At 65.4% G+C, this 25,083-nt stretch carries 23 protein-coding genes; 13 read left to right on the forward strand and 10 right to left on the reverse strand.

Annotation, left to right across the window (positions count from 1 at the left end):
* Nucleotides 1-38: 38 nt before the first annotated feature.
* The 6 genes from H3Z74_RS17200 (at nt 39) to H3Z74_RS17225 (ending at nt 5,109) form a co-directional block, all read left to right on the forward strand.
* Nucleotides 39-368, forward strand: a complete 330-nt coding sequence (locus H3Z74_RS17200) for an NIPSNAP family protein (RefSeq protein ID WP_187760798.1) — start codon at nt 39-41, stop codon at nt 366-368.
* The gene (locus H3Z74_RS17205) at nt 365-715 is read left to right on the forward strand and encodes an antibiotic biosynthesis monooxygenase family protein (protein ID WP_187760799.1); all 351 of its coding nucleotides are present in this window, start codon (nt 365-367) and stop codon (nt 713-715) included. Before H3Z74_RS17200 ends, H3Z74_RS17205 begins: the two co-directional genes overlap by 4 nt.
* Before the next feature lie 65 nt (nt 716-780).
* Nucleotides 781-1,671, forward strand: a complete 891-nt coding sequence (locus H3Z74_RS17210; RefSeq protein ID WP_187760800.1) for an alpha/beta fold hydrolase — start codon at nt 781-783, stop codon at nt 1,669-1,671.
* A gap of 106 nt (nt 1,672-1,777) precedes the next feature.
* A complete protein-coding gene (locus H3Z74_RS17215) occupies nt 1,778-3,319 on the forward strand; it encodes a carboxylesterase/lipase family protein (RefSeq protein WP_187760801.1) in 1,542 nt (513 codons plus the stop codon).
* Between the two features lie 27 nt (nt 3,320-3,346).
* Nucleotides 3,347-4,435 (forward strand): alpha/beta hydrolase fold domain-containing protein, encoded by a 1,089-nt coding sequence (locus H3Z74_RS17220; RefSeq protein WP_187760802.1) that lies wholly within the window; start codon nt 3,347-3,349, stop codon nt 4,433-4,435.
* Between the two features lie 71 nt (nt 4,436-4,506).
* Complete coding sequence (locus tag H3Z74_RS17225; RefSeq protein ID WP_229727095.1) at nt 4,507-5,109, forward strand: TetR/AcrR family transcriptional regulator; 603 nt, start codon at nt 4,507-4,509, stop codon at nt 5,107-5,109.
* A gap of 81 nt (nt 5,110-5,190) precedes the next feature.
* Here the strand turns inward: H3Z74_RS17225 and H3Z74_RS17230 are convergent, their stop codons facing one another.
* Nucleotides 5,191-5,982, reverse strand: a complete 792-nt coding sequence (locus H3Z74_RS17230) for an SDR family NAD(P)-dependent oxidoreductase (protein WP_187760804.1) — start codon at nt 5,980-5,982, stop codon at nt 5,191-5,193.
* A 119-nt stretch (nt 5,983-6,101) separates the two neighbouring features.
* On the opposite strand from H3Z74_RS17230, the gene H3Z74_RS17235 reads away from it, so the two are divergent.
* Complete coding sequence (locus H3Z74_RS17235) at nt 6,102-7,052, forward strand: GlxA family transcriptional regulator (protein ID WP_187760805.1); 951 nt, start codon at nt 6,102-6,104, stop codon at nt 7,050-7,052.
* Nucleotides 7,053-7,156: 104 nt separating this feature from the next.
* Nucleotides 7,157-7,684, forward strand: coding sequence for a methylated-DNA--[protein]-cysteine S-methyltransferase (locus tag H3Z74_RS17240; RefSeq protein ID WP_187760806.1), 528 nt, complete (start codon nt 7,157-7,159; stop codon nt 7,682-7,684).
* 473 nt (nt 7,685-8,157) lie between these two features.
* Here H3Z74_RS17240 and H3Z74_RS17245 read toward each other — a convergent pair whose 3' ends face one another.
* Nucleotides 8,158-8,634: an Lrp/AsnC family transcriptional regulator gene (locus H3Z74_RS17245; RefSeq protein WP_187760807.1), complete on the reverse strand. Its 477-nt coding sequence runs from the start codon at nt 8,632-8,634 to the stop codon at nt 8,158-8,160.
* Nucleotides 8,635-8,787: 153 nt separating this feature from the next.
* Between H3Z74_RS17245 and H3Z74_RS17250 the strand changes: the two genes are divergently transcribed.
* The 4 genes from H3Z74_RS17250 to H3Z74_RS17265 all read left to right on the forward strand — a co-directional run bounded on the left by H3Z74_RS17250 (nt 8,788) and on the right by H3Z74_RS17265 (nt 12,743).
* The gene (locus tag H3Z74_RS17250; RefSeq protein WP_187760808.1) at nt 8,788-9,579 is read left to right on the forward strand and encodes a tryptophan 2,3-dioxygenase; all 792 of its coding nucleotides are present in this window, start codon (nt 8,788-8,790) and stop codon (nt 9,577-9,579) included.
* A gap of 17 nt (nt 9,580-9,596) precedes the next feature.
* A complete protein-coding gene (gene kynU, locus H3Z74_RS17255; RefSeq protein ID WP_187764381.1) occupies nt 9,597-10,811 on the forward strand; it encodes a kynureninase in 1,215 nt (404 codons plus the stop codon).
* The gene (locus tag H3Z74_RS17260; protein ID WP_187760809.1) at nt 10,808-12,280 is read left to right on the forward strand and encodes a benzoate-CoA ligase family protein; all 1,473 of its coding nucleotides are present in this window, start codon (nt 10,808-10,810) and stop codon (nt 12,278-12,280) included. The genes kynU and H3Z74_RS17260 overlap by 4 nt, the downstream gene beginning before the upstream one ends.
* A gap of 70 nt (nt 12,281-12,350) precedes the next feature.
* Nucleotides 12,351-12,743, forward strand: coding sequence for a RidA family protein (locus tag H3Z74_RS17265; RefSeq protein ID WP_187760810.1), 393 nt, complete (start codon nt 12,351-12,353; stop codon nt 12,741-12,743).
* Nucleotides 12,744-12,754: 11 nt separating this feature from the next.
* Here H3Z74_RS17265 and H3Z74_RS17270 read toward each other — a convergent pair whose 3' ends face one another.
* The 5 genes from H3Z74_RS17270 to H3Z74_RS17290 all read right to left on the reverse strand — a co-directional run bounded on the left by H3Z74_RS17270 (nt 12,755) and on the right by H3Z74_RS17290 (nt 20,153).
* Nucleotides 12,755-15,712, reverse strand: a complete 2,958-nt coding sequence (locus H3Z74_RS17270; protein WP_187760811.1) for a hypothetical protein — start codon at nt 15,710-15,712, stop codon at nt 12,755-12,757.
* A complete protein-coding gene (locus tag H3Z74_RS17275) occupies nt 15,705-17,705 on the reverse strand; it encodes a hypothetical protein (protein ID WP_187760812.1) in 2,001 nt (666 codons plus the stop codon). The genes H3Z74_RS17270 and H3Z74_RS17275 overlap by 8 nt, the downstream gene beginning before the upstream one ends.
* Nucleotides 17,702-18,172, reverse strand: a complete 471-nt coding sequence (locus H3Z74_RS17280) for a hypothetical protein (RefSeq protein ID WP_187760813.1) — start codon at nt 18,170-18,172, stop codon at nt 17,702-17,704. Before H3Z74_RS17280 ends, H3Z74_RS17275 begins: the two co-directional genes overlap by 4 nt.
* A 1-nt stretch (nt 18,173) precedes the next feature.
* Nucleotides 18,174-19,397, reverse strand: coding sequence for an AAA family ATPase (locus H3Z74_RS17285; protein WP_187760814.1), 1,224 nt, complete (start codon nt 19,395-19,397; stop codon nt 18,174-18,176).
* Nucleotides 19,398-19,484: 87 nt separating this feature from the next.
* The gene (locus tag H3Z74_RS17290) at nt 19,485-20,153 is read right to left on the reverse strand and encodes a Crp/Fnr family transcriptional regulator (protein ID WP_187760815.1); all 669 of its coding nucleotides are present in this window, start codon (nt 20,151-20,153) and stop codon (nt 19,485-19,487) included.
* Nucleotides 20,154-20,295: 142 nt separating this feature from the next.
* On the opposite strand from H3Z74_RS17290, the gene H3Z74_RS17295 reads away from it, so the two are divergent.
* Complete coding sequence (locus H3Z74_RS17295; protein WP_187760816.1) at nt 20,296-21,069, forward strand: class II aldolase/adducin family protein; 774 nt, start codon at nt 20,296-20,298, stop codon at nt 21,067-21,069.
* A 137-nt stretch (nt 21,070-21,206) separates the two neighbouring features.
* Here H3Z74_RS17295 and H3Z74_RS17300 read toward each other — a convergent pair whose 3' ends face one another.
* The 3 genes from H3Z74_RS17300 to H3Z74_RS17310 form a co-directional block, all read right to left on the reverse strand.
* Entirely contained in the window at nt 21,207-23,141 is a 1,935-nt protein-coding gene (locus H3Z74_RS17300) for a hypothetical protein (protein ID WP_187760817.1), read from the reverse strand.
* 132 nt (nt 23,142-23,273) lie between these two features.
* Nucleotides 23,274-23,591, reverse strand: coding sequence for a hypothetical protein (locus H3Z74_RS17305; protein ID WP_187760818.1), 318 nt, complete (start codon nt 23,589-23,591; stop codon nt 23,274-23,276).
* A gap of 732 nt (nt 23,592-24,323) precedes the next feature.
* Nucleotides 24,324-25,046 (reverse strand): arylesterase, encoded by a 723-nt coding sequence (locus tag H3Z74_RS17310; protein ID WP_187760819.1) that lies wholly within the window; start codon nt 25,044-25,046, stop codon nt 24,324-24,326.
* Nucleotides 25,047-25,083: the final 37 nt, after the last annotated feature.

A 25,083-nucleotide genomic window follows, 5' to 3' on the forward strand; every position in this document is an offset into this window, starting at 1 on the left:
AGCTGTACTGACTGTCCCGGCATCAACGGAGACACGACATGATCACCTGCTTCATCCGCTACGAGCTCGATCCCTATAAAATCCGCCAGTTCGAAGACTATGCGCGCAACTGGGGCGAGGCGATCCCGCGCTGCGGCGCCGACCTGATCGGCTATTACGCACCCCATGAAGGCTCGGCGACCACCGCCTATGGCATCTACAATATCGAGGATCTGGCCGCATACGAAGCGTATCGCGCCCGGTTGCGCGACGATCCGCGCGGCCGCGAGAATTACGCGTTCAGCCAGCGCGAGCAATTCATCCGGCGCGAGGACCGGCTGTTCCTGCGCCTCGCTTCCGCCCCGCACGCGCCTTTGGTGCGGCCATGATCGCGGTAATCTTCGAAGTATGGCCGGCACCGCACGAGCGCGACCATTATCTCGACCTCGCCGCCCGGCTTCGGCCACAGCTCGACCGGATCGACGGCTTCCTTTCGATCGAGCGGTTCGAAAGCCTGGCCGAACCGGGCAAATTGCTCTCGCTGTCCTTCTGGCGCGACGAAGCGGCGGTCGCGGCGTGGCGCAACACTCCCGACCACCGCGCCACTCAGGCGAAGGGCCGTTCCGGCGTGTTCACCGATTATCGCCTGCGCATCGCCGGTGTGTCGCGCGACTATGGCCTGACCGACCGGGCACAGGCACCGCGCGACAGCCGCGCCGCGCATGATACCCAATGAGGTGACGCGACGGCTTGCCTCGGTTCCTTGCGGCTGCGATGGGCGCAACCGCAAGGAGTGCACGCATGAAGATCCAGGCCAATGGCATCGAACTCGAATATGAAAGCCATGGCCCCGATGGCGCCCCGGTCGTCCTGCTGATCATGGGACTCGGCGCGCAGCTCACTTTATGGCCGATCCAGTTCGTCGAGGATCTGGTCGCGCGCGGCTATCGCGCGATCCGCTTCGACAATCGCGATGTCGGCCTGTCGGCCAAGTTCGACGCGGCGGGCATCCCCAATCTGATGCAGATCGCCGCAACCCTGTTCGCCGGGCTGAAGCCGTCGGTGCCCTACACGCTCGACGACATGGCGGCGGATGCGAAGGGCCTGCTCGATGCGCTGGGCATCGAGCGCGCGCATATCCTTGGCGGGTCGATGGGTGGGATGATCGCGCAGATCTTCGCCGCCACCTATCCGGAGCGCACCTTGTCGCTGACCTCGATCATGTCGACCACCGGTAACCCCGCCGTGCCGCAAGCCAGCGCCGCGGCCATGGCGGCACTGACCACGCGGCCGACCAGCACTGACCTCGACGCGATCCTCGCCCATGGCATCAACGTCGCGCGGGTGATCGGCAGCCCGGCCTATCCCGCCGATGCCGAGCTGCTGCGCCAACGTATCCAGCGCGATTTCGAGCGCAGTTTCCATCCCGCCGGCTTCACCCGGCAAATGGCGGCGATCTATGCCGGCGGCGACCGGCGCAAGCTGATCGCGACGATCGCCGCGCCGACCATGGTGATCCACGGCGTCGACGATCCCCTGGTCCCGGTCGAGGGCGGCCGCGATACCGCGGCGGCGATCCCGGGCGCGAAGCTGCGCGAGATCCCCGGCATGGGCCATGACATACCGGTCGCGCTGATCCCGACGATCCTCGACGCGTTCGAGGAAGTCGCACGAGAACCGGCCGCCGCTTAAGCCTCGGGCGCATCGTTCGGCGGCCTCATCCGCGCATCGCTTCCGGAATCGATCTCGACTTTCATTATGCATGTGCATAATGTGTAGGCGAGCGAGGGAGAGGCGGATGCAGGGCACTGGGCTTTTGGTGGGACTGATCGCGCTGGCTGCAGCACATGCCACAGCCACGCCGGCCCTGGCGCAAGCAAAAGCCGACGCCCCGGAGGTCCGTATCGACAGCGGTATGCTGCGCGGCGAGCGCAGCGGCGATCTGACCGTCTTCAAGGGCATTCCTTACGCCGCCCCGCCAGTTGGCGACCGCCGCTGGCGCACACCGGCACCCGCCGCCGCCTGGCCGGGGATGCGCGAGGCGGACAAGTTCGGCACCGATTGCGAGCAGACGCGGCGCGACTGGGACGCGGCGCGGGCGAAGGAGCCAAAGGGGGAGGATTGCCTGTTCCTCAACGTCTGGGCGCCGGCCGGAGCGAAGCGCGCGCCGGTGATGGTATGGATCCATGGCGGCAGCTTCACTGCGGGCTCCGCTGCGCAAAGCGTCTATGACGGGCGACATCTTGCCGAACGCGGGGTGGTGATCGTCACCTTCAATTACCGGCTTGGCCGCTTCGGCTTCTTCGCCCATCCCGCGCTCACTGCGGAGGCGGGCACTGGCCCGACCGGCAATTGGGGCCTGATGGACCAGATCGCCGCCCTCAACTGGGTCAAACGCAACATCACCGCCTTTGGTGGCGATCCATCCAACGTCACGATCTTCGGCGAATCCGCCGGCGGCGGATCGGTCAACCAGCTGATGGTCACGCCAGCAGCACGCGGCCTGTTCCACCGCGCGATCGCGCAATCGGGCGGCGGGCGCGACCACCCGCCGACGCTCGCCGAAGCCGAGGCAAAGGGTACGGCATTCGCCACCGGCGCCGGCGCCACGGCTCAGGACGTTGCCGCGCTGCGCGCCATTCCGGTCGACACGGTGCGTGGCAATATGTCGCTGCTGAATACCGAAGCGGCGACCTATTCCGGGCCGCTGGTCGACGGCAGGATCGTGACCGGCAATCCGGATGCGATCTTCCTCGCCGGCCGGCAGGCGGCGGTGCCCTATCTGGTCGGCGCGAACAGCGATGAGGTCGCCTTCGCCCCCGCCGCGATGCGCGCGCCGATCACGGCGATGTTCAGCGCCCAGCTCGGCCCCGACCTGGCTGCGGTCAAGGCCGCTTATGGCACGCCCGAGGCATTCGATCGCAATGTGGTGGGCGATGCGATGTTCACTGAGCCGGCGCGCTACATGGCCGGGCTGACCGCGCGCAACCGCAGCTATCTCTATAATTTCGACTATGTGCCGGAAGGCAAGCGCGCGACAGTCAAAGGCGCGGCGCATGCCTCCGAACTGCCCTTTGTGTTCGGCACGCTCGATGAGCTCGGCGTGGCCGTTACCGACGCCGATCGCAAAACGGCCAAGGCAATGGGCGATTATTGGGTCGCCTTTGCGCGCGGCGGCACCCCGAATGCGCCGGGCCTGCCGGCCTGGAGCCGCTTCGCGCCCGGTACGGGGCCGATCATGGTGTTCGCTGCCGAAGGTCCGGTGTCGCGCAGTTCGGCCTCCCCCGCGCTCGATGCACTGGCAAAGGTCGCCGACGCGAAACGCGACAAGGGCAAATAGCGCACGTCCGCCGGGAAAGGATCGATCATGAAGACTCTGTCGATGCCGGCGCTGGTCGCCGCCCTGTTGTTGCCGCTCGTGGCGCTGGCGCAGATTCCAGCGCCAATCCCGACCCCGACATCGGCCGTCCCGACACCCGCCGCCGACGATCCGCGCTATGCGCTGCCCGCCGCCGTCTCGCCCGAGGCCAAGGCGATCATGACGCCACTGCTGGCCGCACAGCGTGCTTCCTATCCGGCACGCGCCGCGATCGCGACCGACTTCGCGGCGCAATATGCGCGCTCGGTCAAGGATGCCGATGCGAAGATGGCCGATGCGATCAAACGTACCGGCGTGACCATCACGCCCGATACGATCGGCGGCGTGCCGGTGCTGCGTATCGTGCCCGTCGGCGCGGCAAGGGACGGGAGGCTGCTCGTCTATGTCCATGGCGGCGGCTGGGTGCAGGGATCGGCGGCCTCCACCGCCAGCGGCGCGGCGATGTTCGCGGTGGCGACCGGACTGCCGGTCATCTCGGTCGATTACACGCTCGCCCCGGCGCAGGACTTCCGCGGCGTCACCGCACAGCTCGTCGCCTTCTATCGTGCTCTGCTCGCCCAGGGGCACAGGCCACGCCAGATCGGCCTGTTCGGCGACAGCGCGGGCGGTAACATCGTCGCAGGCGGGACGCTGCGCCTGCGCGACGAGGGCCTGCCGATCCCGGGCGCACTGGTCCTGCTCTCGCCCTGCACCGATCTGGGCACTGGCGGCGACACGCGCACAACGCTCGCGGGCTTCGAACCGGCGCTCGACGTGGCCGCTACGCTCGACGGCATCTTCACCCTCTATGCCGGCAAGACGCCCGGCGCGCTGACCAATCCTTGGGCGTCGCCAGTCTATGGCGATTTCAGCAAACCCTATCCGCCGACCCTGATCCAGGGCGGCACCCGCGAAGTCCTGCTGAGCGATTTCGTGCGGCAATATCAGGCAATCCGGGCAGGCGGAGGCTCGGCGGTGCTTGATCTCTATGAGGGCATGCCACACGTCTTCCAGACGTATCTGAAGGACACACCCGAAGGGAAACAGGCGATCGCCACCTTCCGCGATTTCTTTCTATTGCATCTCGCCAAGCGCTGAACCGGCGTTGATTTCGTTCGCCAGATTGGCGAATGTAACGCGGACACACGCTGGAGGATCAGCCATTGAACGTGCGCGCGCGCCAGAAGGAAGCGACCCGGGCCACGATCCTGGAAGCGGCGCTGCACGAATTTTCGACCCATGGGTTCGAGGGCACTTCGACCCGCGCGATCGCCGAGCGAGCGAATGTGCATCACGCGCTGATCAAATATCATTTCCAGAGCAAGGATGCACTGTGGCGCGCCGCGGTGACCTTTTTGTTCGAACGCCAGTTCGAACAGATCAAACTCTCGCCCCGGCTGGAGGATTACGAAGACAAGAAGGATTATGCCCGCGCGATGCTGCGTCAGCGCGTCTATTACTGGGCGGAGCATCCCGAGCATGCCCGGCTGATGGTGCAGGAAAGCTGTCGCGACACCGAACGCTTCCGCTGGATGGTCGATACCTTCATCGTCCGGACCAGCCAGTCATCGGGCGCCTTTGTGCAGTGGCTGCAGGACGAAGGGTTGATCCCGCTCGCCTCGCTGCCCGCTTTGGTTTATATCCTGGTCGGCGCGGCACAGCTTTTCTACACGCTCGCGCCCGAGGTACAGCGCGCCTGGGGCATCGACCCGACCAATCCGGCGGCGATCGAGGCACATGTCGATGCGCTGGTCCGACTGGTCATTCGCTGATCCACCGGCGCTGATCCACCGGCATCGGAAAGCCGCCCTGGAATTGATCCGGGACGGCCTTCCAAGTCGGACGCTCAGCTCTCAGGCGGCGTAGCGCGGGGCGGGTTGGGCATGCGACAGGTTCGGCAGCAGCACCTGGCGCGCCGCCTCATACGCATTCCAGTCGGCGGCATCGGGCAGCGCCGGGATGGTCACCAACTCACCCTGGTCGAGCCCGGCCAGCGCCGCATCGACCATGTCGGTCGCCCGCATCACGATCTCGCCGGGCAGATGCGCGATCGAAATGCCGGCCAAATCCCAGAAATCGGTCGCGGTCGCGCCGGGCAGGACCGCTTGGACGCGGATGCCCTTGTCGGCCAGTTCATGGTGCAGCGACTGGCTGAGTGCCAGCACGAACGCCTTCGAACCGCCATAGACTCCATTGAGTACTTCCGGCCCAATCGCGACGATCGAGGCGATGTTGACGATCGTGCCGCCGCCGCGCGTCACCAGTCCGGGCGTGACCGCATAGGTCAGCCGGGTCAGCGCGGTGACGTTGAGCGTAATCATTTCCTCCATCTTGTCGGCATTCGCCTCAAGCAAAGGCGCGGTCGAACCGATCCCGGCATTATTGACCAGCAGTGTGATGCTGGCGTCATTGCGCAGGATAGTCTCGACCCGGGCGAGATCGGCCCTGTCGCCGAGGTCTGCGGCAACCACCTCGACCGAGCGCCCCGTCTCGCTGGTGATCCGCGCGGCAAGCGCATCGAGCTTGTCGCGGCTACGCGCCACGACGATCAGGTCATAACCGCGCCGGGCAAGGCGATCGGCATAGATCGCGCCGATTCCGGTAGAGGCGCCGGTAATCACGGCGGTACCCTTGTTGCTGGTCATTTCGAAACTCCTTGAGCGGCCGGCGACGGCGCCGGCCTTGTGGAGTGGAGATAGGACCACTAGCTCATGTCTTGAATGTCATATATACCACCTTTTAGGACATAGACGGATTCATCGCCATGCAACGCATCGCCTTTGTCATTTTCCCCGGCTTCCAGATGATGAGCCTCGCCGCCCTGTCGGTGTTCGAATTCGCCAACATCACTACCGGCGAGCCGCTCTACGATGTCAGCATCGTCTCCGAACATGGCGGTCAGGTGCCGAGCTCGATCGGCCCGGGCATGGACAGCGCAGCGTTCGACGCATCGCATTTCGACACGGTGCTGGTCTGCGGCGGCGTCGACGTGCCCGATACGTCGCCGGGACTGCTCGCTTATGTCCGCTCGGCGGCCAGTTCAACGCCGGGCGCGGCGCGGCGTGTCGCGGCGATCTGCACCGGCGCGTTCATCCTTGCCGAGGCCGGACTACTCGACGGGCGGCGCGCGACCACGCACTGGCTGCTCGCGCGTGAATTCGAGGCGGCGTTCCCCAAGGTGAAGCTGGAGGAAGACCGCATCTTCATCATCGATGATCATATCTGGACCTCGGCGGGGATGACCGCGGGCGTCGATCTGGCACTGGCGATGGTCGAAAAAGATCTTGGCGGCGATATCGCGCGATCGGTGGCGAAGAAGCTGGTCGTCTATCATCGCCGCGCGGGCGGCCAGTCGCAATATTCCGCGCTGCTTGAACTCGAACCGAAATCCGACCGAATCCAGAGCGCACTCGATTATGCGCGACGTAACCTGGCCGCGCCCTTGCCGGTCGAGACGCTGGCCGAGGCAGCACATCTCAGCCCGCGCCAGTTCAGCCGCACCTTTCGCGCCGAAACCGGCCAGTCCCCGGCCAAGGCAGTGGAGAATCTGCGGCTCGAAGCGGCTCGGCTGATGATGGAGCAGGGCCGCCATCCGGTCGATATCGTCGCGCGCGAAACCGGCTTTGCCGATCGCGAGCGAATGCGGCGCGCCTTTCTGCGCGCCTTTGGCCAGCCGCCTTTGGCCATCCGCCGCAACGCGCGCGCCGATGCCTGATCTTAGGTCGCAGCGCGGCGAAGGGTTGGTTCGGGCGCAAGCGGCGGGACGCGCCCGGCCGTCGGAACTGTCAGAAGGAACGACACATAGTCGAGGAACTTCCAATGACACGGACGACACCAAACGCCACCGCCGAAACGATCCGCTATGGCCTTGCCCCGACCAGCCTCGGCATCATGCTGGTCGCGGCCAGCACGCGCGGTATCGCCGCGATCCTGATTGGCGACGATTCCGCTACCCTTGGGCGTGAGTTGCGCCGCAGCCTGCCTGACACGGCATTGGTCGAGGACAGTGGCGCGGTCGCCGAAGCGATCGGCACGATCACTGCCTGGCTCACCGCGCCATGCCGGCCGCTCGACCTGCCGCTCGACCTTCGCGGAAGCGATCAGGAACTGGCGGTGTGGCAGGCCCTGCGCGCAATTCCGGCCGGTGAGACGCGCAGCTATGGCGCACTCGCCAGGACGCTCGCCGTTCCCGCCACCGCGCAAGAAGTCGGCGCGGCCTGCGCCGCCAACCGCATCGCGGTTGCCATTCCCTGCCACCGCGTGATCAAGGCAGACGGTGGCATTTCCGGCTATCGCTGGGGCGTGCAGCGCAAGCGCCGCCTGCTGGCGCTGGAGGCAGCGGCTTGACCGAACCTCTCTGTTCGCTCTTGCAGGATGGAGGGATCGGAACGTTGGAACGTTGTTGAAGCGTTGATCCTGTTGGGGTCGGGTCATGACCCGACGCCAACGGGGCAGATAACCGGCTTGAAACCGGCGATTCAATTGTGGCCGCGATCATGGGACAGAAACCGGACGGAGCGCTTGATGGTGCCCCATCCTGCTCTTTCTCATCGTCGCAAAAACCAATGTCACAGGCTGGCTGTTATCGCCGGTTAGGCTGGCTGATACCTGGCTGTTATGCTGGCTGTTACCTGGCTGTTCTCGATAATCGCCAATTCCTCCACAAGTTCATGAAAACAAGCAGAAATATTGGGCCCAGCGTCCAACATAACAGCCAGCAAAAATAGTTTTCCGGAATTAACAGCCAGGAACAGCCAGCAATGCCGGCCCGCAACAGCATTTCACTGGGGCGACGCGATCGAAAACCAGGCTGCCCAGCCCTAGCCCCTGGGCGACCGTGCGCGTGACAACGCCGCCTGAGTAACACGCCCGCCGCGCTTGACCGTCTTCAGGCAGATCATGGTCGAGGATCGCTGCACGCCGGGCAGGACGACAATATCGAAGCGCAGCAGATGGTCGAGATCGTCGACATCACGGCACGCCACGCGGAGCACATAATCCGCCTCCCCCGCGATGGTGTGGCACTCCAGGATGGCAGGCGCCGCCAGCACCGCCGCCTCGAACGCCTCGCGACAGGCGGAATCGATCATCACCTGGACGAATGCGGTGACGCCGAGGTCGAGTCGGCCGGGTTCGATGTCGGCGCGGTAGCCGGTGATGATCCCCGCTTCCTCCAATGCCTGCACCCGGTTCCAGCACGGCGTCTTGGACAGGCCGACGCTCTCCGCTAGCGTTGCATAGGATTGCCGACCGTCAGTCTCCAGCGCGCCCAATATCGCGTGATCGATGCGGTCCATGACCAACCCTCCAAATGTGCTCGGTGCAGAATGATATTCTGTCAGAATCAACTTTAACGAGCATTTGTTTTGCACGCATAGCATCTGACAGGCAATCGGTGGAACAATGGTTGCCGTGATCCGCGCTAGCCTGCATCCGAACAGGGAGCCCGGATGAGCAACACCATCACCTATCGCAGCTATCTGCGCCTGCCCGAATTGCTCGCCTGCCAGTCACCCTTGTCCGAGGCGCATGACGAGCTGCTGTTCATCTCGATCCACCAGGCATCCGAGATCTGGCTCAAGCTGGCGCTGCACGAACTGCGCGCGGCGCGCGAGCATGTCGTTGTCGACGATCTGCGCCCCGCCTTCAAGATGATGTCGCGCGTCGCGCGCATTCAGGCGCAGATGATCCAGAGCTGGGAAGTGCTCGCGACCATGACCCCGGCCGATTACACCCGGATGCGCGACCGGCTCGGCACCAGTTCGGGTTTCCAGTCCGATCAATATCGCGAGATGGAATTCATCCTCGGCAACAAGGATGCCGACATGGTCGCACTTCATGTCGATGAGCCTGTAGTGCACGCGACGTTGCAGGCCGCGCTGGAAGCGCCGAGCCTGTACGATGAGGCGCTGCGCCTGCTCGCCCGGCGCGGCTTCGCGATCCCCGCTGACCAGCTGAACCGCGACTTCACCAAAACCTACACCGCCTCGGCCGAAGTCGAGCGCGCCTGGGCGCAGGTCTATGCCAGCCCGGAAGAATATTGGGACTTGTACGAGCTCGCCGAAAAGCTCGTCGATATCGAATATCACGTCCAGCTCTGGCGCTTCGGCCATCTCAAGACGGTCGAGCGGGTGATCGGCTTCAAGACCGGCACCGGCGGCACCGCGGGCGTGCATTACCTCGCCAAGGTGCTGGAGAAGACCTTCTTCCCCGAACTGCTCACCGTCAGGACGCGCCTGTGAGCCTCACCCTGGCGGAGATGGAGCGGCGCGACGCGGCCGACCCCTTGCGCGCCTGCCGCGACGCGTTCGACCTGCCGCCGGGCGAGATCTATCTCGACGGCAATTCGCTCGGCGCACTGCCCCATGCGGCCGTTGCGCGCGTCGCCGCGACGGTACGTGACGAATGGGGCAAGGGCCTGATCCGCAGCTGGAACACAGCGGACTGGATCGGTGCGCCGGCCCGGCTCGGCGGCAAGATCGCCAGGATCATCGGCGCCGCACCGCACGAAGTGCAGGTCGCGGACTCGACTTCGGTCAATCTCTACAAGCTGCTCGTCGCCGCGGTACAGGCGCAGCCGGGCCGGCGCGTGATCCTGTCCGAGCCGGGCAATTTCCCGACCGACCTCTATGTCGCGCAAGGCGTCGCCGCGACCCTGCCGGATTGCGAACTGCGCACCGTGTCGCGCGACGAGATCGTCGATGCGATCGACGAGAGCGTCGCGGTCGTCATGCTGACTCATGTCCATTACCAGAGCGGCGCGCGCTTCGACATGGACGACATCACCCGCGCAGCGCAGGCGAAGGGCGCGCTGATGCTGTGGGACCTGAGCCACAGCGTCGGCGCCGTCCCGGTCGACCTCAACGCTGCGAATGCCGATCTCGCGGTCGGTTGCGGTTACAAGTACCTCAACGGCGGCCCCGGCGCGCCCGCCTTTCTCTATGTCGCGGAGCGGCATCAAGCCGCGCTGCGATCGCCGCTGTCGGGCTGGATGGGCCATGCCGCGCCGTTCGACTTCACCGACGATTATGCCCCCGGCCAGGGCATCGCCCGCTTCCTGTGCGGCACGCCGCCGATCCTCGGCATGGCCGCGTTGGAGGAAGGGGTCGACCTGTTTCTCGCGGTCGATCGCCCGGCCCTGTTCGCCAAGGGCCAGGCGCTTTGCTCAACCTTTATAGAGCTGGTCGAGACGCGCTGCACCGGGCTCGGCCTGACTCTTGCGACGCCGCGTGATCCGGCCGCACGCGGCAGCCATGTGTCGCTGCGTCACGCCAGTGCATGGCCCGTGATGCAGGCGCTGATCGCACGCGGCGTGATCGGTGACTTCCGCGCGCCCGATGCGCTGCGCTTCGGCTTCACCCCGCTCTACACTGCCCATGCCGATGTATGGCACGCGGTCGAGGCATTGCGTGATATCCTCGCCAGCGGCAGCTGGGACCAGCCCGCCTTCCATGTCCGCGCGGCGGTGACATGATCGTCAACGCCGCCGCCGCCTTGCTCGAACGCAACCGCGACCGGCCCGACGCCATCGCGCTGATCGACGATCGCGGCACGTGCAGCCATGCCGGGCTTATCCACCGCGTCCATAGCTTCGCCGGCGTGCTGCGCGCACGCGGCGTCGCACCGGGTACACGCATGATGCTCTGCGCGGAGGACAGTATCGACTTTGTCGTCGCCTGCCTCGGCGCGATCTGGGCTGGGGTGGTGCCGGTGATGGTCAATCCACAGCTCAGCGCCGCCGAGTATCGCTACCTGCTCGACGATAGCGGCGCGGGCCTGCTGCTCGTCTCACCGGCCGCCCTGCCGCGCTTCGAGGGGCTGATCGTGCCCGATACGATGATCATCGACGACTTGCCCGATGTGACGCCGATCGACCTGCCCGCGCCGGCCACGCCGGACGATGTGTGCATCTGGCAATATTCCTCCGGCACTACCGGCCAGCCCAAGGGCACGATGCATGCGCACGCCGCGATGATCGCCGCGCCCGGCTTGTTCGCGCAGGAGGTGCTGGCACTGTCGCCCGGAGACGTGACCTTCTCGGTGTCGAAGATGTTCTTCGGTTACGGCTTCGGCAATTCGGTGCTGTTCGCGCTGTGGCATGGTGCGACCGCGATTCTCATGGCGGAGCGGCCAACCCCGGCGGCGGTGCTCGCGCGCATGGCGGCGCACCGTCCGACCGTCCTCTACAGCGTGCCGGGCTTCTATGCCGCGCTGCTTGCCCTGCCGGACGTCCCACCCCAGGCCATGGATCGGCTGCGGCTGTGCGTCTCGGCCGGCGAGGCGCTCCCCGCCGAGCTGTGCCGCCGCTGGCAGGCGCGCTTCGGCGTGCCGATCGTCGACGGCATGGGATCGACCGAGATGCTGCACATCTTCCTCGCCAATCGCCCGGGCGAGATCGAACCCGGCACCACCGGCCGCCCGGTCGCCGGCTACACGCTTGAACTGCGCGCCGAAGACGGCACGGCCGTCGCGATGGGCGAAGTCGGCGAGTTGTTCGTGCGCGGCCCGACCCGCGCGCTCGGTTACTGGAACAAGCCGGACAAGACCGACGCGGTGTTCGTGGACGGCTGGGTCAGGACCGGCGACCGGTTTCACCGCGATGAAGCCGGGCGCTTCGTCTATCATGGCCGCGGCGACGACATGCTCAAGGTCAACGGCATCTATGTCTCGCCATTCGAGATCGAAGCCGCGCTCGCTTGCCACGATGCGGTCGGCGAAGTCGCGGTGGTCGGCGCACCCGACGCGGACGGGCTGACCAAGCCGGTCGCCTTTGTCGTCGCCGCGCCCGGCGCGGCGTGCGACTGCGAGGCGCTCAAAGCGCACGCCAAAGCGCTGCTCGCGCCGTACAAATATCCCCGCCGCATCCTGCTGGTCGATGCCCTGCCCAAGACTGCGACCGGCAAGATCGAGCGCTTCAGATTAAGAGAGTGGGCGCGAGCATGAAGGCCGCATGCCTCGGCGGCGGCCCCTCTGACCTGTATTTCGCGATCTCGATGAAGCTGCGCGCCCCGGCATGCGAGATCGACCTGTTCGAACGCAAACCGCGCTGATCAGCGACGCCTTCGCACATTGGGACGATATCGCGGTCCATATCAATGGCGAGACGATCCGCTCCTACCAGAAACGAATCGCCACCAACGATCTGCCCGGCCAGTTCCGCCAGATGCTCATCAACATCCGCGCGATCCTTGCGGTTGCCGATGCGGGCCCCGAGCACATCGTTCGCCTCACCTGGTACATCACCGACCGCGACGCCTATCTCGCTGCGCAAGCGGAGATCGGGGCAATCTGGCGCGAGCAGATGGGGCGCAACTATCCGGCGATGGCGGTGGTCACCGTGACTGCGCTCATGGAAGCCGCGGCGAAGATCGAGATCGAGGCGACCGCGGTACTGCCAGCAGGCTGAGCGCTGCCTGCTCAAAGTATCGTGACGCGCTTCGCCGCGACGTCGACTCGCAACAGGCGGCCATGCGGATCGGCGAGCAGGACCCGTGCCGACTGGTCCACCGCTTCGCCAGTGTTGCCGGACCGCCCGATCGTCATGCCGCGCGCAATCAGTGTCAGCTGCATCTCGACATCATGTTCGATCGTCATCCGTGCCGACTTGCTCGCCGCGCCCTGCACCTGGATCGTAGCGGACGCGGAACCATCGACGGCAGTGAAGGTGACCCGGGCACGGTGGAAATCAACGCTCTGGAACGTATCGAACCCGGGCAGCACCTCGTGCCGGTCGGCCATCACTGCGGCGATCTGCCGTTCGACCAGCTCGCTCCATGCAACGCTTGGCATCACGGTATTCGGCGCATCGGCCGCCTCGATCCGGTTGTTGCCATGCTGCGCGGACCAGAACCAGTCGCGCGGCGCCAGATAGGGTGCGCGCATCGACCCCGGCGCCGGATTGCACAATTGCGTGGTCAAGTCCCCGCCATGCCGCAGCGACCAGAGTTCGAGCAGCCCCGTCCGGCCGCGCTGAGCGCTGCGGGTGATCCAGGCGGGCGCGGCCGGATCGTGGAAAAAGGCAATCGCCCGCAACCGATCGGTCAACGCACAGGACCAGAGCCATTCGACCCCGGGCACGTCGGCGCACAAACCGGACAGATCGATCGCACCGATCTCGCCGCCGATCTGCACCATCCATTGTCCCTCCGACGTTACATCGTGATGCGCGACCAGATCTACGCGGCCGATCGCATGGAAACTGCGCCGGTGGCTGGCGAAGCGAGTTAGCAGGCTGGCTCCGTCGTCCGGACGCTGCACGATGATGACATTGGGACTGGAGCCGACCGCAACCAGCGCGACGATATCGCTGACATTGTCCTGCCACAGCGATCGTCCCTCGGGATCGAGCAGCTGCAGCAGCGTATTTTCCCGCCATACGACCATCGTGCCATTATGCAGCAGGCAGCCGTGCGCGATCGGCGAAGCAGTCGATGTCGCCGGCGGCAAACGCCAGCTTTCATAGCCAAGCGACACAGCGACATGCAGCTTGGCAAGTTTGCCGAGATCGGTGGCGAACACATGCAGATCGGCCATGCCCAGCAGTCCACGCAACGCCTCCATATCACGCGGGGTCAGGGCATCGGACGCGGCCTCCAGCAGCGATCGGGCGAAAACCTCGACGATGATCGCCGCCGGCCCGCCCCAGAATCCTGCCTGTTCCTCGCGCTCGGGCTTGGCAAAACGAGTCAAGGCGTGGAGCAGGTCGAGCATTTTCCCGCGCGCATCCGCCGCGTCGAGCCGTACCAGATCCTGGACTTGCTGCAGCACGGACGGGAACGCCCCGGTGCCGGCGATCGCGCTCATGAACGGGAAATCAGTCAGGCCATGCGGTGCAAAATCCTCCCCGTTCCAGCGCGCCGTGACAAGCGCCCGGGCAATCGTCTCGCTGTCGAAGCCGTGCGTTGCCTCAAGTGCCAGCGTCGCGCCAAGCCAGCGCCGCCGCGCCGCGACCAGTTCGGGATCGGGCGCTGCGACATCGGCAATCGCGTCAGTCACCTGCAAGGCACGCAGCGGCTGGTCGGTCGCGACGAGCATATCGGTCCAGGCACGGATCACATAAGCGTGGAAATCCGGATGACCGGTCCGGCTGGTCTCGGCAAGCTGATCGAAGCAGCCGGTGCGCCGCGCCAGCGCCAATGCCGTATCCAGCTCACCTGCCTTGTAGAACATCCTGATCGCAAGCGCCGGTTCGAGCTTCGCATCGAGCGCGAGCCGGGCCGCATCGCGGTACAATTCACCCTTTTCGAGCGTCAGCACCGCAGTGCGGTGATCCTCCAGCAGCTGCGAATGAACATAGGCGGCGCGACGGAAATCGCCGTCGCGCTCAAGCTTCTTGGCCAGCTCGGCATAGCGCGTGCGCAGGGCATGATAGCTGTCGCCGCCAAGGATCGGCATGGCATAGCCGCCACCGCCGAACGAAAAGTCGAGCCTGGCGCGGATGTCAGGTAGACGATTGGGAAACAGGCTGCGCGATTTTCCGGCATTTTCCTTGCCGAGCTTCAGTGCGAGACGCAGCGCGCTGTCGATATCGCCGGAGGCAAGCAGCTTCTCGACCATGCCGAGCCGGTTACCGAACTGAGCGATCAGCGATTTGCTCAACGGACTGTGCCAGCGCATCCAGCCGACGAGATTTTCGAACACACCCGGTCCGCGTTCCCGCGGTGCAGCGCCTCCTGGCCCGCCCCCCTGTCCCTTGCCGACCGCGCGCCGGCCGAACAGACCGGCCAGCGCCTGCTTGAAGATCGCCCCGAGCCGAGTGCGCTCTTCCAGGTCACGCAGCGCAGCGGTGGTTTCATCGAATGCGGCAATGCCATCGCCGGTCGGGAGGATCTGCGTGCGCGACACCGGCGCTGCGCCGTCCTGGGCAATTGCCTGACCGGCCGCCACCGCCACGGTGCGCAGGGTCGAGCGGTGCACGGTGATGCGCGGCGCATCCCATAACATGTCGATCGGTACCGCCATCAGCGTGCCGAGCGCGATCAGATGCTGACGCCCGCCCCACCATATATCGACCCGGCGCAATGCCGCGCCATCGCGTGTGCCGGCCGAGACGGCGAGATCGGCACCATTGGCATAGCTGGTCAGGGTGTCGGCCCGGCCGACGATCAGCGGCAGCGCCGAGGGCCATGTATCCGGGTCGATCGGAATTGCATAATCAAAGGCGATGACCACGATCTGCGTGCCATCGCCAAGCGCACCGTACCAGATCGCGGTGACCGCATCGCGCAACGGCCGCAGTCGCGTCGCGTCGGGCGTTCCGTGTCCGATCAGCATCAGCCCGTCGCACAATCGGGTGTGCAACAAGGTCGGGCTGGCCGGGAAAGCCGTATCGATTGCGGCACGGCTGCGATCGGCGACGAAGCTGCGGTCAGCCACGAATCACCTCGCCAAGGTCAATCGACATTGCCTTGTCGATCAGCGCATCGAGTTCGAAACGCCTGCACAAATGTTTCCCGCCACGCTTGTCGCGATAATAGCAGAGCAGGGCTTGCGGATCGCCGGCATCGTCGACTGTCATCGCCCAGATACCGTCATGCGTGATGCGGATATCGACGATGTTCGCTGCATCCGCACCGGTACGCAGGACCGTTTCATACGACGTGCGCTGCCCATTCGACAGGTGAAGCGTGCGAACATGACCATCGCCACCCGCCCGCGCATCCGACCAGATCGTCGCGACGACGCCGTCGCCGTCCGTCTTGGCCATCAGCGGTACCTCATAAGGCGCGGTGTCGAACTGCAGGCTGCCATGCTCACCCACCGCGCTCGCCCAGCCGCGCTGGTGCAGCGGAATGGTCCAGATATTTGGCGTCACGCTATAGGCAAGGCCGCGATGTGAATCCGAATAGATCAGGCCGCGGAGTCGATCGGGAGAGATCGGTGCATCACTTTCGCGATAATCTGCCAGCTGGCCGCCATTATCCCTGAGCACGTTCAAATAGGCGTCATCGCCTTCGACCGATCGCATCACGCGATGCGTGCCGGTCGCACACAGGATGAGCGGTCGGTTGTGCAGAACGCGAAACGCCGCTTCCTTGTTGTGGTCATTGAATTCGAAGCCGAACTCCCGGCGATGGGTCGAATAGAATTTGACGCCATGCCCGGGGAACAGCAGCGGCAGGGCAAAGCGGTGCTGGCCCTTGAACAAATGCGCCGCGACCGACTCCTTTCTGCGCACCTGACGAGCCTGAGCAGGGTCCGATCTTCCGGACAGATCGAATTCGGCATGGATCAGCACGTCCTTGCCCGTCACATCGGCCTGGACCAGAATCGACAGCTTTCTGTCCTTCAACCGAATTCCGGCCAGTTGGATATCGCTCGGCAGCGGCACGAAGAAGGGCGAGGGGAAGTCGAACCGCTTTTCTGCGAGCAGGACCAGAATGCCGTCCCGCATGCGCACCAGCTTCGCCCCGGCATGGACCGCGATGAAATAGCGCGGCTCCCAACCATGATCGGCGGGCCCCGTCGTGCCCGGGCCGATGGCGGCGGCCGCCCTGGCCGGCTTGAGCGGTGCGAACGGCGTGTTGAGTGCCGACACGCAGACCGTGTCGGACGGGAAATCGATCAGCGCGCGCTTGCCGTTCTGGCCCTTGCGGCGGACGGTCAGTTCGGCGACGCGCGTTTCTCCTGCAATCGGCGGGCGCAGCGCAATGGCCAGCGAATGATGCGCCGTGTCCACCGCGCGAGCCGATACCCCGCGCGATCCGCGCACGCCAACCACCCAGTCGATCGGCCGCGCCCCCGCGCCGGTCCGATCCACCGCAGTCAGACGCTCCCACATTTGGTGCGCTTCCGCCACATCCTCAGTCGTGGCTTCGCGATAGCTCGCTGCACGCAGGAAGCGCTTGATCGTGTTGACCGAGATTTCCTCGAACCATACCGCACCGTCCGCACGCGGTACGAAACACCAGTGCAGCGTGCCGCCGCGGATCGCCGCGACCCGCGCCATGAAGAAGATCGCGGCGAGCGCGAGGACACGGCCATGACCGAGCAGCGCCGGCCCGACCGAGACGGTCAGCCGATAGACCGGCTTCGCGCCCGGATCGGCATAATCCTTTTCATGATAGAGCGTTTCCCCCTCCGCCAACCGGCGCAGGAATTCGAGCGGCGCTTCGGTCCGCAGCAGCAGCTCGCTCTGCACGATATGCGCGATGTCGCCGCGCGTGGTCAGGCTACCCAACCCCTCGAACTCACCAGTGTCGCGGCGGTCGCGGTCATCGACACTGCCGATCAGCCGCTCGAACTGCGCCAGCTGGCCGCGCAGCAGCCGTTGCAGCGGCACCGACAATTGCTCGAGCACCGGCAGGAACGCCGCATAGGCGGCCGGTACCGGTGGTGCGGCATCGCTCTCCCGTGGCACGGCAGTCATGCCGGTACCGCCCCGCGGCGGCCAAGCGTAGGCGCATCGAACGAGGAGAAGGGCCGCGGATCGCGCACGACATAGATGTCCGCCTGATCGGCGCGTGTCGCAGTTCCGGTGAAGCGCGGCACGACGATCGCCGGCGGGTCCAGATCATGGGCATCACACAGCGCCTGGCGCAGCGCCGACCGGACATGCGCAGGCTCGCCGATCTCGGTTCCGACCGGCAACCACCAGCCCGGCGCCTCCTCATACAAGGCGATCGCATCCGTCAGGCGGGGCAGCATCCGCTCCGGTCCGGGACCGGCCAGCGGCGCGGCGAATATCGCGATCCAGTCCGCGCCGTGATCGACCTGCAGCGCGGCGAACAGCGCGGATTTGAACGCCAGCGTATCGAGCACGCGATCGACCGCGTCGGCGCCGATCACGATCAGCGCGCCGACCTCCTGCACCGGTGCGGTCCGGCACCAGTGCATGTCAGGCAGGCTCAGCCACGGTACTGCCCGGGATGGGATTGTCCGCCGGGCCATTATGCTGCGGCGTTTCAAGTACGGCCTGAAGGCTCGCGCGGAGCACCCGCAACTGCTGCGGCAAGGTCTCGCTGTCGAACGCCGCGTCGATCCGTATCAGCATCGTCTCCAGCCGTACCAGCCAGATCTCGTACAGCCGGTCAGTGGTCAGCGCCGGCCGCGTCTCGAGCAGATGCGTCGCCTGTTCGGTCAGATACGCGGCGTGCGCAGTCGGGCCATAGGTCGCTTTCGCCACGCTATCGGTCAGCACGGGATTGAAGCTGTCCTTCAGCTCGGCATGGAGCAGTTCACTCGCCTCGGCCTGCTGCGCCTTGTCCTGGACGAGATAGGTGATCGGCCACAGGTCCTGCGGCCCCGCCACCGTCTCGCCGCGAAGCAGCGCCGCGGCGGCAATCAGCTTCTGCGCCTTGACGATCTTGCGATCCGACATGGTCACCCCGACCAGCCTGAGCTTGCGCACGATATGCGCATAGGTCTCACCGATCGGCCCCATATCGACCTGCAACGCGGCGCGGTGAAGATCGGCGATGACCGACTTGTCGACCGGCGGGATCGGATCGGGGTCGCCCGCGCTGAGCCGCCAGCCGGTGCGCAGCAGTTCGGGCAGTTCATTCTCCCCGACCGGATCGACGAACATGGTGATCAGGAAGCGGTCGGCGAATGCCGCGAGCAGCGGATCGTCGGGCAATGCGTTCGATGCCGCAACGCACGAGATCAGCGGCGTGACCATGCTGTACTGGCCACGGCGATAGGTGCGCTCGTTGAGGATCTTGAGCAGCGAGTTGAGGATCGCGGTCGAGCCGAGAAAGATCTCATCGAGGAACGCGACGTCGGCCTGGGGCAGCATGCCGCTGGTCACCGGCTCGACCCGCCCTTCCTTCAGCGCGTTGAGATCGAGCGCACCGAACAGTTCGGACGGCTCAGTGAAGCGGCCGAGCAGATATTCGAAGGTGGTCGCGTCGATCGCCCCGGCGACCGCCTGCACCGCAGCCGATTTGCCGGTGCCGGGCGGGCCGATCAGCAGCACATGCTCGCGCGAGATCAACCCGAGCATGATCAGTTCGAGCAGTGCGCGGCGCGCGACGAAGCGCTCGCTCAGCCGGTCGATATGCGCGTTGAGGATCGCGATCGCGGGTGCGGTCCCGCTCGCGGGGATGGTCGACAGAGGCATTGGAGTCCGATCGGATTCTTCTGATATCGGGGCAATTGTCGCCGACATCGCCATGCGAGGCAATCGGAATGGTGCACCGCCGCAAAATCAATCGTCGCCGATCGCCGCCAGGCCCTTGCGGTCGCGCAGTGTGATGCGGGCATAGGCGAGCTCGATCAGCCCGGCGCGGCACAGCCGCTGCAGCTCCTTGTTGAGCGTCTGGCGCGACACACCGATCGTGCCGGCGAGATCGGACTGGCGTATGTTGAGCACATCGCTGCCCGACACCTCCGCCCCCTGCAGCAAGGTTCGCGCGAGCCGGGTGGTGACCGACTGCGACAGGCCCTGCGCGATGAAGGCGAGCGCGGTACGCTGATGCGCGCAGACCAGCAGGCCGATGTCGCGGTACAGGCCTGGCTCGTCCGCCGCCAGCCGGTTGAACACCGGTTGCGAGAGATGCAGCAGCCGCGTCGCGCCATAGGCGATCGCGTCGTGCGGGCGGGGCCGGCCATCCATGGTGGAGAGCTCGCCGAACCAGGTACCGGGCCGGAGGATCAGCGCGAGCAGGTCGACGCCGCTCGCCAGATGCCCGATCAGCCGCACCTGCCCCTCAAGCACCGCCCACAGGCCATTAGGCGGATCGTCCGCGGCATAGACCAGTTCCCCGGTCGCGACGCTTCGCACCCGTGCCTGATCCACGATCAGCCGTCGCCGCGCGGCCGGCAGTGCACCGAACCAGTCGTCACTCTCCAGCAAGGGCAGTTCGGCAATCGTCATGCCCGGCAGCATTGCCGATCGTCAAAGATTGTCAAGCAGGCGACACTCTATTCCGGCGAGCCATGCTAGACTCGGTTTCAACGAGACGATGCCGGTGCACCCGGCATGCCGGACAGACGCAACGATACGAAGGAGAGAGACGATGGCGACCGCACAGATGATCACCCCCCGCGAGCAGATCAGCGATGCGGAATGGGCATTGCGGGTCGATCTCGCCGCCGCGTACCGGCTGGTCGCGATGTTCGGCTGGGACGACCTGATCTTCACCCATTTGTCGGCGCGCGTGCCCGGACCCGAGCATCATTTCCTGATCAATCCCTATTCGCACATGTTCGAGGAAATGACTGCGTCGGCGCTGGTCAAGATCGACCTGAACGGCAACAAGGTCGGCGACTCGCTCGCGCCGGTGAACCAGGCCGGCTTCGTCATCCACTCCGCGATCCATGCCGCGCGCGAGGATGCGACCGCAGTGCTCCATCTCCACACCCCGCACGGCCAGGCGGTGTCGGCAATGGCGTTCGGCCTGTTGCCGCACACCCAGACCGCGATGATCGCGCAGCACGACGTCGCCTATCACGACTTCGAAGGCATCGCGACCGACCTGGAGGAACGCGAGCGGCTGGTCGCCGATCTGGGCACCAAGAATGCGATGATCCTGCGCAACCACGGCACGCTGACGGTCGGCGAGTCGATCCCGCAGGCTTTTATCCGAATGTATTTCCTCGAGCGCGCCTGCGAAGCGCAGATCCTGATGCTCAGCGCGGGGCGCGACAATCTCAACAATCCGGAACAGGGCGTGGCGGAGAAGGTCAAGGACCAGTCCACCGGCCCCGGCATGCGCATGCTGTCCGACCTGCTCGCCTGGCCGGCGCTGCTGCGCAAGCTCGACCGGGTCAATCCGGGCTATCGCGACTGAGGCCTGGCACCAACGCTGCTTGCCCGACGCAGGCCGGGGTCCAGTTGAGAAACAGACGATCACTGCGGCTGCGCTTCGTTACTCCGGCCTGTTCGACTGGGCCCCGGCCTGCGCCGGGGAAGCACTTTCTTGGGTTCTCACCGCTCCTTGATGGTGATGAAGCGCAGCGCCAGTGATGGATTCTGCGCGACCAGGTCGGCGAGCGGCGCGGCCAGCGGGCGATCGAAGGGATAGCCCATCGGCTTGGCGTCGGGATATTCGTCGGTCACCGCGCAGAAGCTCATCGAGCCGCATTGCCCCTGCTTGATCAGCGCGTCGTCCTTGGTCACCACCGCAAGCAGCGCGAAGCGCATCCCCGATTTGGTGCCCCGCGGATAGAGCAGGTGATAGGGCCAGCCGCATTCGCATGCCGCCGCGTCGGGATGGTCGTCGCCCTGCTGCTCGAAATGCAGGTCGCGCACGACATCGGGATTGGCGTGGAGCGCGGTGACCGGGCGGCGTACGAGGGTCGAATCGGTATCGGCGCGGGTCAGCACCTTCTCCTCGCCCGGCGCGATCGGCGCAGCGAACTTGTCGAGTTCGATCCACAGCCGGCGATCGTTGAGCGAGCCGTCCGCCACCCCGCCGACCGCATGGGCCGGGCAAAGGAACAGCCGTACCGTCACCAGTTGTTCCACCGCCGCGGTCGAGCGCAGCCGGACCGCGAAGTGATAGGAGGGGTGCCACAGATAGGGATAGGTGAAGCGCGGCTGATCCTCGACCTGCTGGTCGGTGTTGAGCTGGAAGATGCCGTGACGCAGCTCGGTCTCGATCGTGTCGTGCAGCGTGACCTGGAGCGGCTGGCCATTGACCTGGCCGACCGTTTCGACACCTTGTGCCGCGTTGCGCGTAAAGCGTGAACCGCCGAGCAATGCGCCGGCAAGCTGGTCCACCGTCTCGCCACGGGCGGCCGCGGCATTGCGGAACCGCGCGCTGTCGAGGATCACCAGCCCGGCATCGTTGCCGCCGCCGAATACCACGTCCGGCGCGGCAGCGAAGTCGTTGGCCGGCAATTTTTCCTGATAGGCGAAGTTGATGTCGTCGACATGGCGATGCCAGCGCCAGAAGAACGGATCGCGGATCGCCGAGGCTGGATTGTACATCACGCCGCCTTCGTAGCTCGCCAGGTCGGACAGAGCGGCGGTGAAGACATGGCCGAAGCCGTGATGGTTGCCGTAAAAGCTGTTGTACCCCGCGCCGCTGATGCTCTTGCCGCTGCTTTCATCGGCATGGCCAAGCGCGTCGCTGCCCGGCGCGCCGTCCAGCACCAGCGATGCGCCGCCCGGCACCGCCAGCTTGAGGTTGGCCGCGGCATCGCGCAGCCGGTCGCGGCGCTGTGCATGATCGGCCGGAGCATAATTGTTGATCAGGGCAAGCTGCGCCCATTTGCCGTTGGCGGGGCGCGGCAGATAGGTCACCCCGCCGATCGCCAGCCCGCCCGGATCATACCCGACGCCGATGCTCGCGGTATAATCATCGAACGCCTCGACCGGGTCGAGGCCGGCACCGAGCCGTTCGGCATCGTAACGCGCGAGCATCTGCTGATGCATGTAGAAGAACAGCTCGCCGTGGCGCGGTCGGATCGAGAAGCCCGGGCTGTCGAAGCGGACATAGACCAGATGCCAATGTTCATGATGTTCGTTCGCGAGCGGGTCTTCGCGGAACCAGTTGACCTTGTCCTCGTCCGCCGACCCGGTGGTGCCGCCAAGCGCAGGCAGCGTCCCGGTCCCCGTTCCCGCCAGCGGGCTGGTGGCATTGACCGTCATGCGCGACATGAGATTGGGAATGCGCACATTGCGCGCGGCATGGTCATGGGTGAGGAACAGCTTGGCGGCGTGATCGACCAGCCCGTCGGGATAATTGCCGCGCAGCTCTGCGGCCAGCGCGAACGCCGCCGCCACCGCGTCATTGTCGCTGCCGTCGCCGGCAAGCGCCTCGGTCGCGGCCTGCGCCATACGGTCGGCGACCGCGATCGCGGCCTCCATATCCTCGGCGACAAAGACGGAGAAGGCGCGGCCGGTGGGCGGCGGCACGCCATCCCCGGCAGCGCCGCGAAGATCGAGTCCTGCGCGCTGCGCACGACCGGTGACGTGAAGAAGGCGTCTACGCCCCTCTGGATCGGTTCGCTCATCATTTCCCCCTTTTACGGACCGGTACGCGCCCCCTCAGGACAACACACGCTCGACCGGAACGCTGGCCTGGCCAACGATATCGACCGTGACATATTCTCCCGCCGAGACCGGCTGCGACCAGGTGGCCGGCGTCCATTTGGTCGCGCCGCCACCAGCATCACCGGTGGTCTGGGTCGACAGGTCGAGGAGTAGAATCTCCGGGTTGATGCCCTGCGGCACGGCCGGTTTCAGTACCGGCGTCTCGTTGATCTGCGACACTTCGACCTCACCCAGAACGGTGAGCAGATACGCCGACCCGACCAGATCGCTGCTTTCGATCGCTTTCCAGTTCCTGCTGTTCAAGACGGACATGACTTTCTCCCCTGTCGCCGCTCATCCTCGATAACGCTTCGCAGGCTGCCGGCCGTTACAGGCGGAGCCCAGACAGGAAGCGACGGCGACTCCGGCATACGTCCGTTTCCGGATCGGAGGATGCGTCCCGCATGACGCCGAGTAAAGCGATGTTGGCCAACAAGATCGGATCCGGATGCAATTGCCGGACAGGAACACAGAATGTCTGATCCGCCATGCTGTTTCATGCTGTTATTCGGCGGAATTTTTTCACTGCTGTTAAGTTGGATTTTCGGCGGAAAATTCCTGTTTTTGTTCAATGGATTGATACCCGCCGCTGCTGTTATTGAATAACAGCAGCGGAACAGCAGATAACAGCATGGGAAACAGCGCTGTTCGCGGCGGAACAGCAACGGGTTTTTGGACATTGAGAGTGATCGTCGACGGGCGAGTTCACCCGTTTCCGGCGAGCAGATCGCCGGTGGTTCAGTTGTTTCCACGGTGGAAAGAGCGCGAGCGCGGCCGATCAGGGTCGCACTCGCACGTGGTGATGGCATGACCCCGCGTAACATTGAATCGGTGGCGAACGAAAATGGCATCCCTGCAGAGTTGGGTTACAGCGGGACAAGCCCTTCCCGTCATTCCCGCGAAAGCAGGAATAGCGCTGCCTTTGCCCACGCTCAGAAAAAGAAGAAGAAGCGGGATTCCCGCTTTCGCGGGAATGACAAGGGGTCTGCCTGAAGCCGTTCGACTTCAGCCGCCCTCCTTCAACCGCTCTGCCACGATCGGCGCCAGCCGGTCGGCGATGCGGGTAACGCCGGTGACATTGGGGTGGATGCTGTCGGCCTGCATCAGGCTGCGATTGCCGATCACCCCGTCGAGAATGAAGGGGTAAAGCGTCGCGCCATATTCCTTCGCCAGATCGGGGTAGATGCGGTCGAACGCCGCGACATAATCAGGGCCGAGATTGGGCGGCGCACGCATACCGGTGAGGATCACCGGGATCTTGCGGTCTCGCAGTTCGCCCAGCATCGCGGCGAGATTGGCGCGGGTTTCGGTCGGAGGAATCTGGCGCAGCACATCATTGCCGCCAAGGCCAAGCAGGACCAGATCTGGTTTGCGCTTGAGATTGTCGAGCGCGAAGGACAGGCGCTGGCGGCCCGCCGCGCTGGTGTCGCCGGAGACACCGGCATTGACGATCAATGCGTTCAGCCCCTGCGCGCGCAACCGCGCCTGGATCGCATCGGGCAAGCTCTGGCCCCGCGCCAGGCCGTAGCCGGCATAAAGGCTGTCGCCGAATGCCAGCACGCTGCGTTCGGGGCCGGCGACCGGCGTTATGGCCGGAGGTGCGGGCACGTCCGGCGTCGCAGCGGCGGCGGTGTTGGTCACCGCGGTCGGCTGCGGGCCGCAGCTTGTCAGCAGCAGTGCTTGGAGAAGCAGCAACCCCGCCCCATATGCGCGTCTTCCTATCGTCATGCTTCCCGCCTTCATCATCAACTTCCCAGCCAGGCTT

This window comes from Sphingomonas alpina, assembly GCF_014490665.1.
Taxonomy (GTDB): Bacteria; Pseudomonadota; Alphaproteobacteria; order Sphingomonadales; family Sphingomonadaceae; genus Sphingomonas; species Sphingomonas alpina.

What these genes read in the sequence shown, in the direction of transcription:
- H3Z74_RS17205 (WP_187760799.1), top strand. Translation starts at nt 365, where the DNA reads ATGATCGCGGTAATCTTCGAAGTATGGCCGGCACCGCACGAGCGCGAC.
- H3Z74_RS17235 (WP_187760805.1), top strand. Translation starts at nt 6,102, where the DNA reads ATGCAACGCATCGCCTTTGTCATTTTCCCCGGCTTCCAGATGATGAGC.
- kynU (WP_187764381.1), top strand. Translation starts at nt 9,597, where the DNA reads ATGGAGCGGCGCGACGCGGCCGACCCCTTGCGCGCCTGCCGCGACGCG.
- H3Z74_RS17260 (WP_187760809.1), top strand. Translation starts at nt 10,808, where the DNA reads ATGATCGTCAACGCCGCCGCCGCCTTGCTCGAACGCAACCGCGACCGG.
- H3Z74_RS17295 (WP_187760816.1), top strand. Translation starts at nt 20,296, where the DNA reads ATGGCGACCGCACAGATGATCACCCCCCGCGAGCAGATCAGCGATGCG.
- H3Z74_RS17220 (WP_187760802.1), top strand. Translation starts at nt 3,347, where the DNA reads ATGAAGACTCTGTCGATGCCGGCGCTGGTCGCCGCCCTGTTGTTGCCG.
- H3Z74_RS17280 (WP_187760813.1), bottom strand. Translation starts at nt 18,172, where the DNA reads ATGCACTGGTGCCGGACCGCACCGGTGCAGGAGGTCGGCGCGCTGATC.
- H3Z74_RS17210 (WP_187760800.1), top strand. Translation starts at nt 781, where the DNA reads ATGAAGATCCAGGCCAATGGCATCGAACTCGAATATGAAAGCCATGGC.
- H3Z74_RS17265 (WP_187760810.1), top strand. Translation starts at nt 12,351, where the DNA reads ATGCGAGATCGACCTGTTCGAACGCAAACCGCGCTGATCAGCGACGCC.
- H3Z74_RS17310 (WP_187760819.1), bottom strand. Translation starts at nt 25,046, where the DNA reads ATGACGATAGGAAGACGCGCATATGGGGCGGGGTTGCTGCTTCTCCAA.
- H3Z74_RS17305 (WP_187760818.1), bottom strand. Translation starts at nt 23,591, where the DNA reads ATGTCCGTCTTGAACAGCAGGAACTGGAAAGCGATCGAAAGCAGCGAT.
- H3Z74_RS17275 (WP_187760812.1), bottom strand. Translation starts at nt 17,705, where the DNA reads ATGACTGCCGTGCCACGGGAGAGCGATGCCGCACCACCGGTACCGGCC.
- H3Z74_RS17240 (WP_187760806.1), top strand. Translation starts at nt 7,157, where the DNA reads ATGACACGGACGACACCAAACGCCACCGCCGAAACGATCCGCTATGGC.
- H3Z74_RS17215 (WP_187760801.1), top strand. Translation starts at nt 1,778, where the DNA reads ATGCAGGGCACTGGGCTTTTGGTGGGACTGATCGCGCTGGCTGCAGCA.
- H3Z74_RS17200 (WP_187760798.1), top strand. Translation starts at nt 39, where the DNA reads ATGATCACCTGCTTCATCCGCTACGAGCTCGATCCCTATAAAATCCGC.
- H3Z74_RS17230 (WP_187760804.1), bottom strand. Translation starts at nt 5,982, where the DNA reads ATGACCAGCAACAAGGGTACCGCCGTGATTACCGGCGCCTCTACCGGA.
- H3Z74_RS17245 (WP_187760807.1), bottom strand. Translation starts at nt 8,634, where the DNA reads ATGGACCGCATCGATCACGCGATATTGGGCGCGCTGGAGACTGACGGT.
- H3Z74_RS17250 (WP_187760808.1), top strand. Translation starts at nt 8,788, where the DNA reads ATGAGCAACACCATCACCTATCGCAGCTATCTGCGCCTGCCCGAATTG.
- H3Z74_RS17285 (WP_187760814.1), bottom strand. Translation starts at nt 19,397, where the DNA reads ATGCCTCTGTCGACCATCCCCGCGAGCGGGACCGCACCCGCGATCGCG.
- H3Z74_RS17290 (WP_187760815.1), bottom strand. Translation starts at nt 20,153, where the DNA reads ATGACGATTGCCGAACTGCCCTTGCTGGAGAGTGACGACTGGTTCGGT.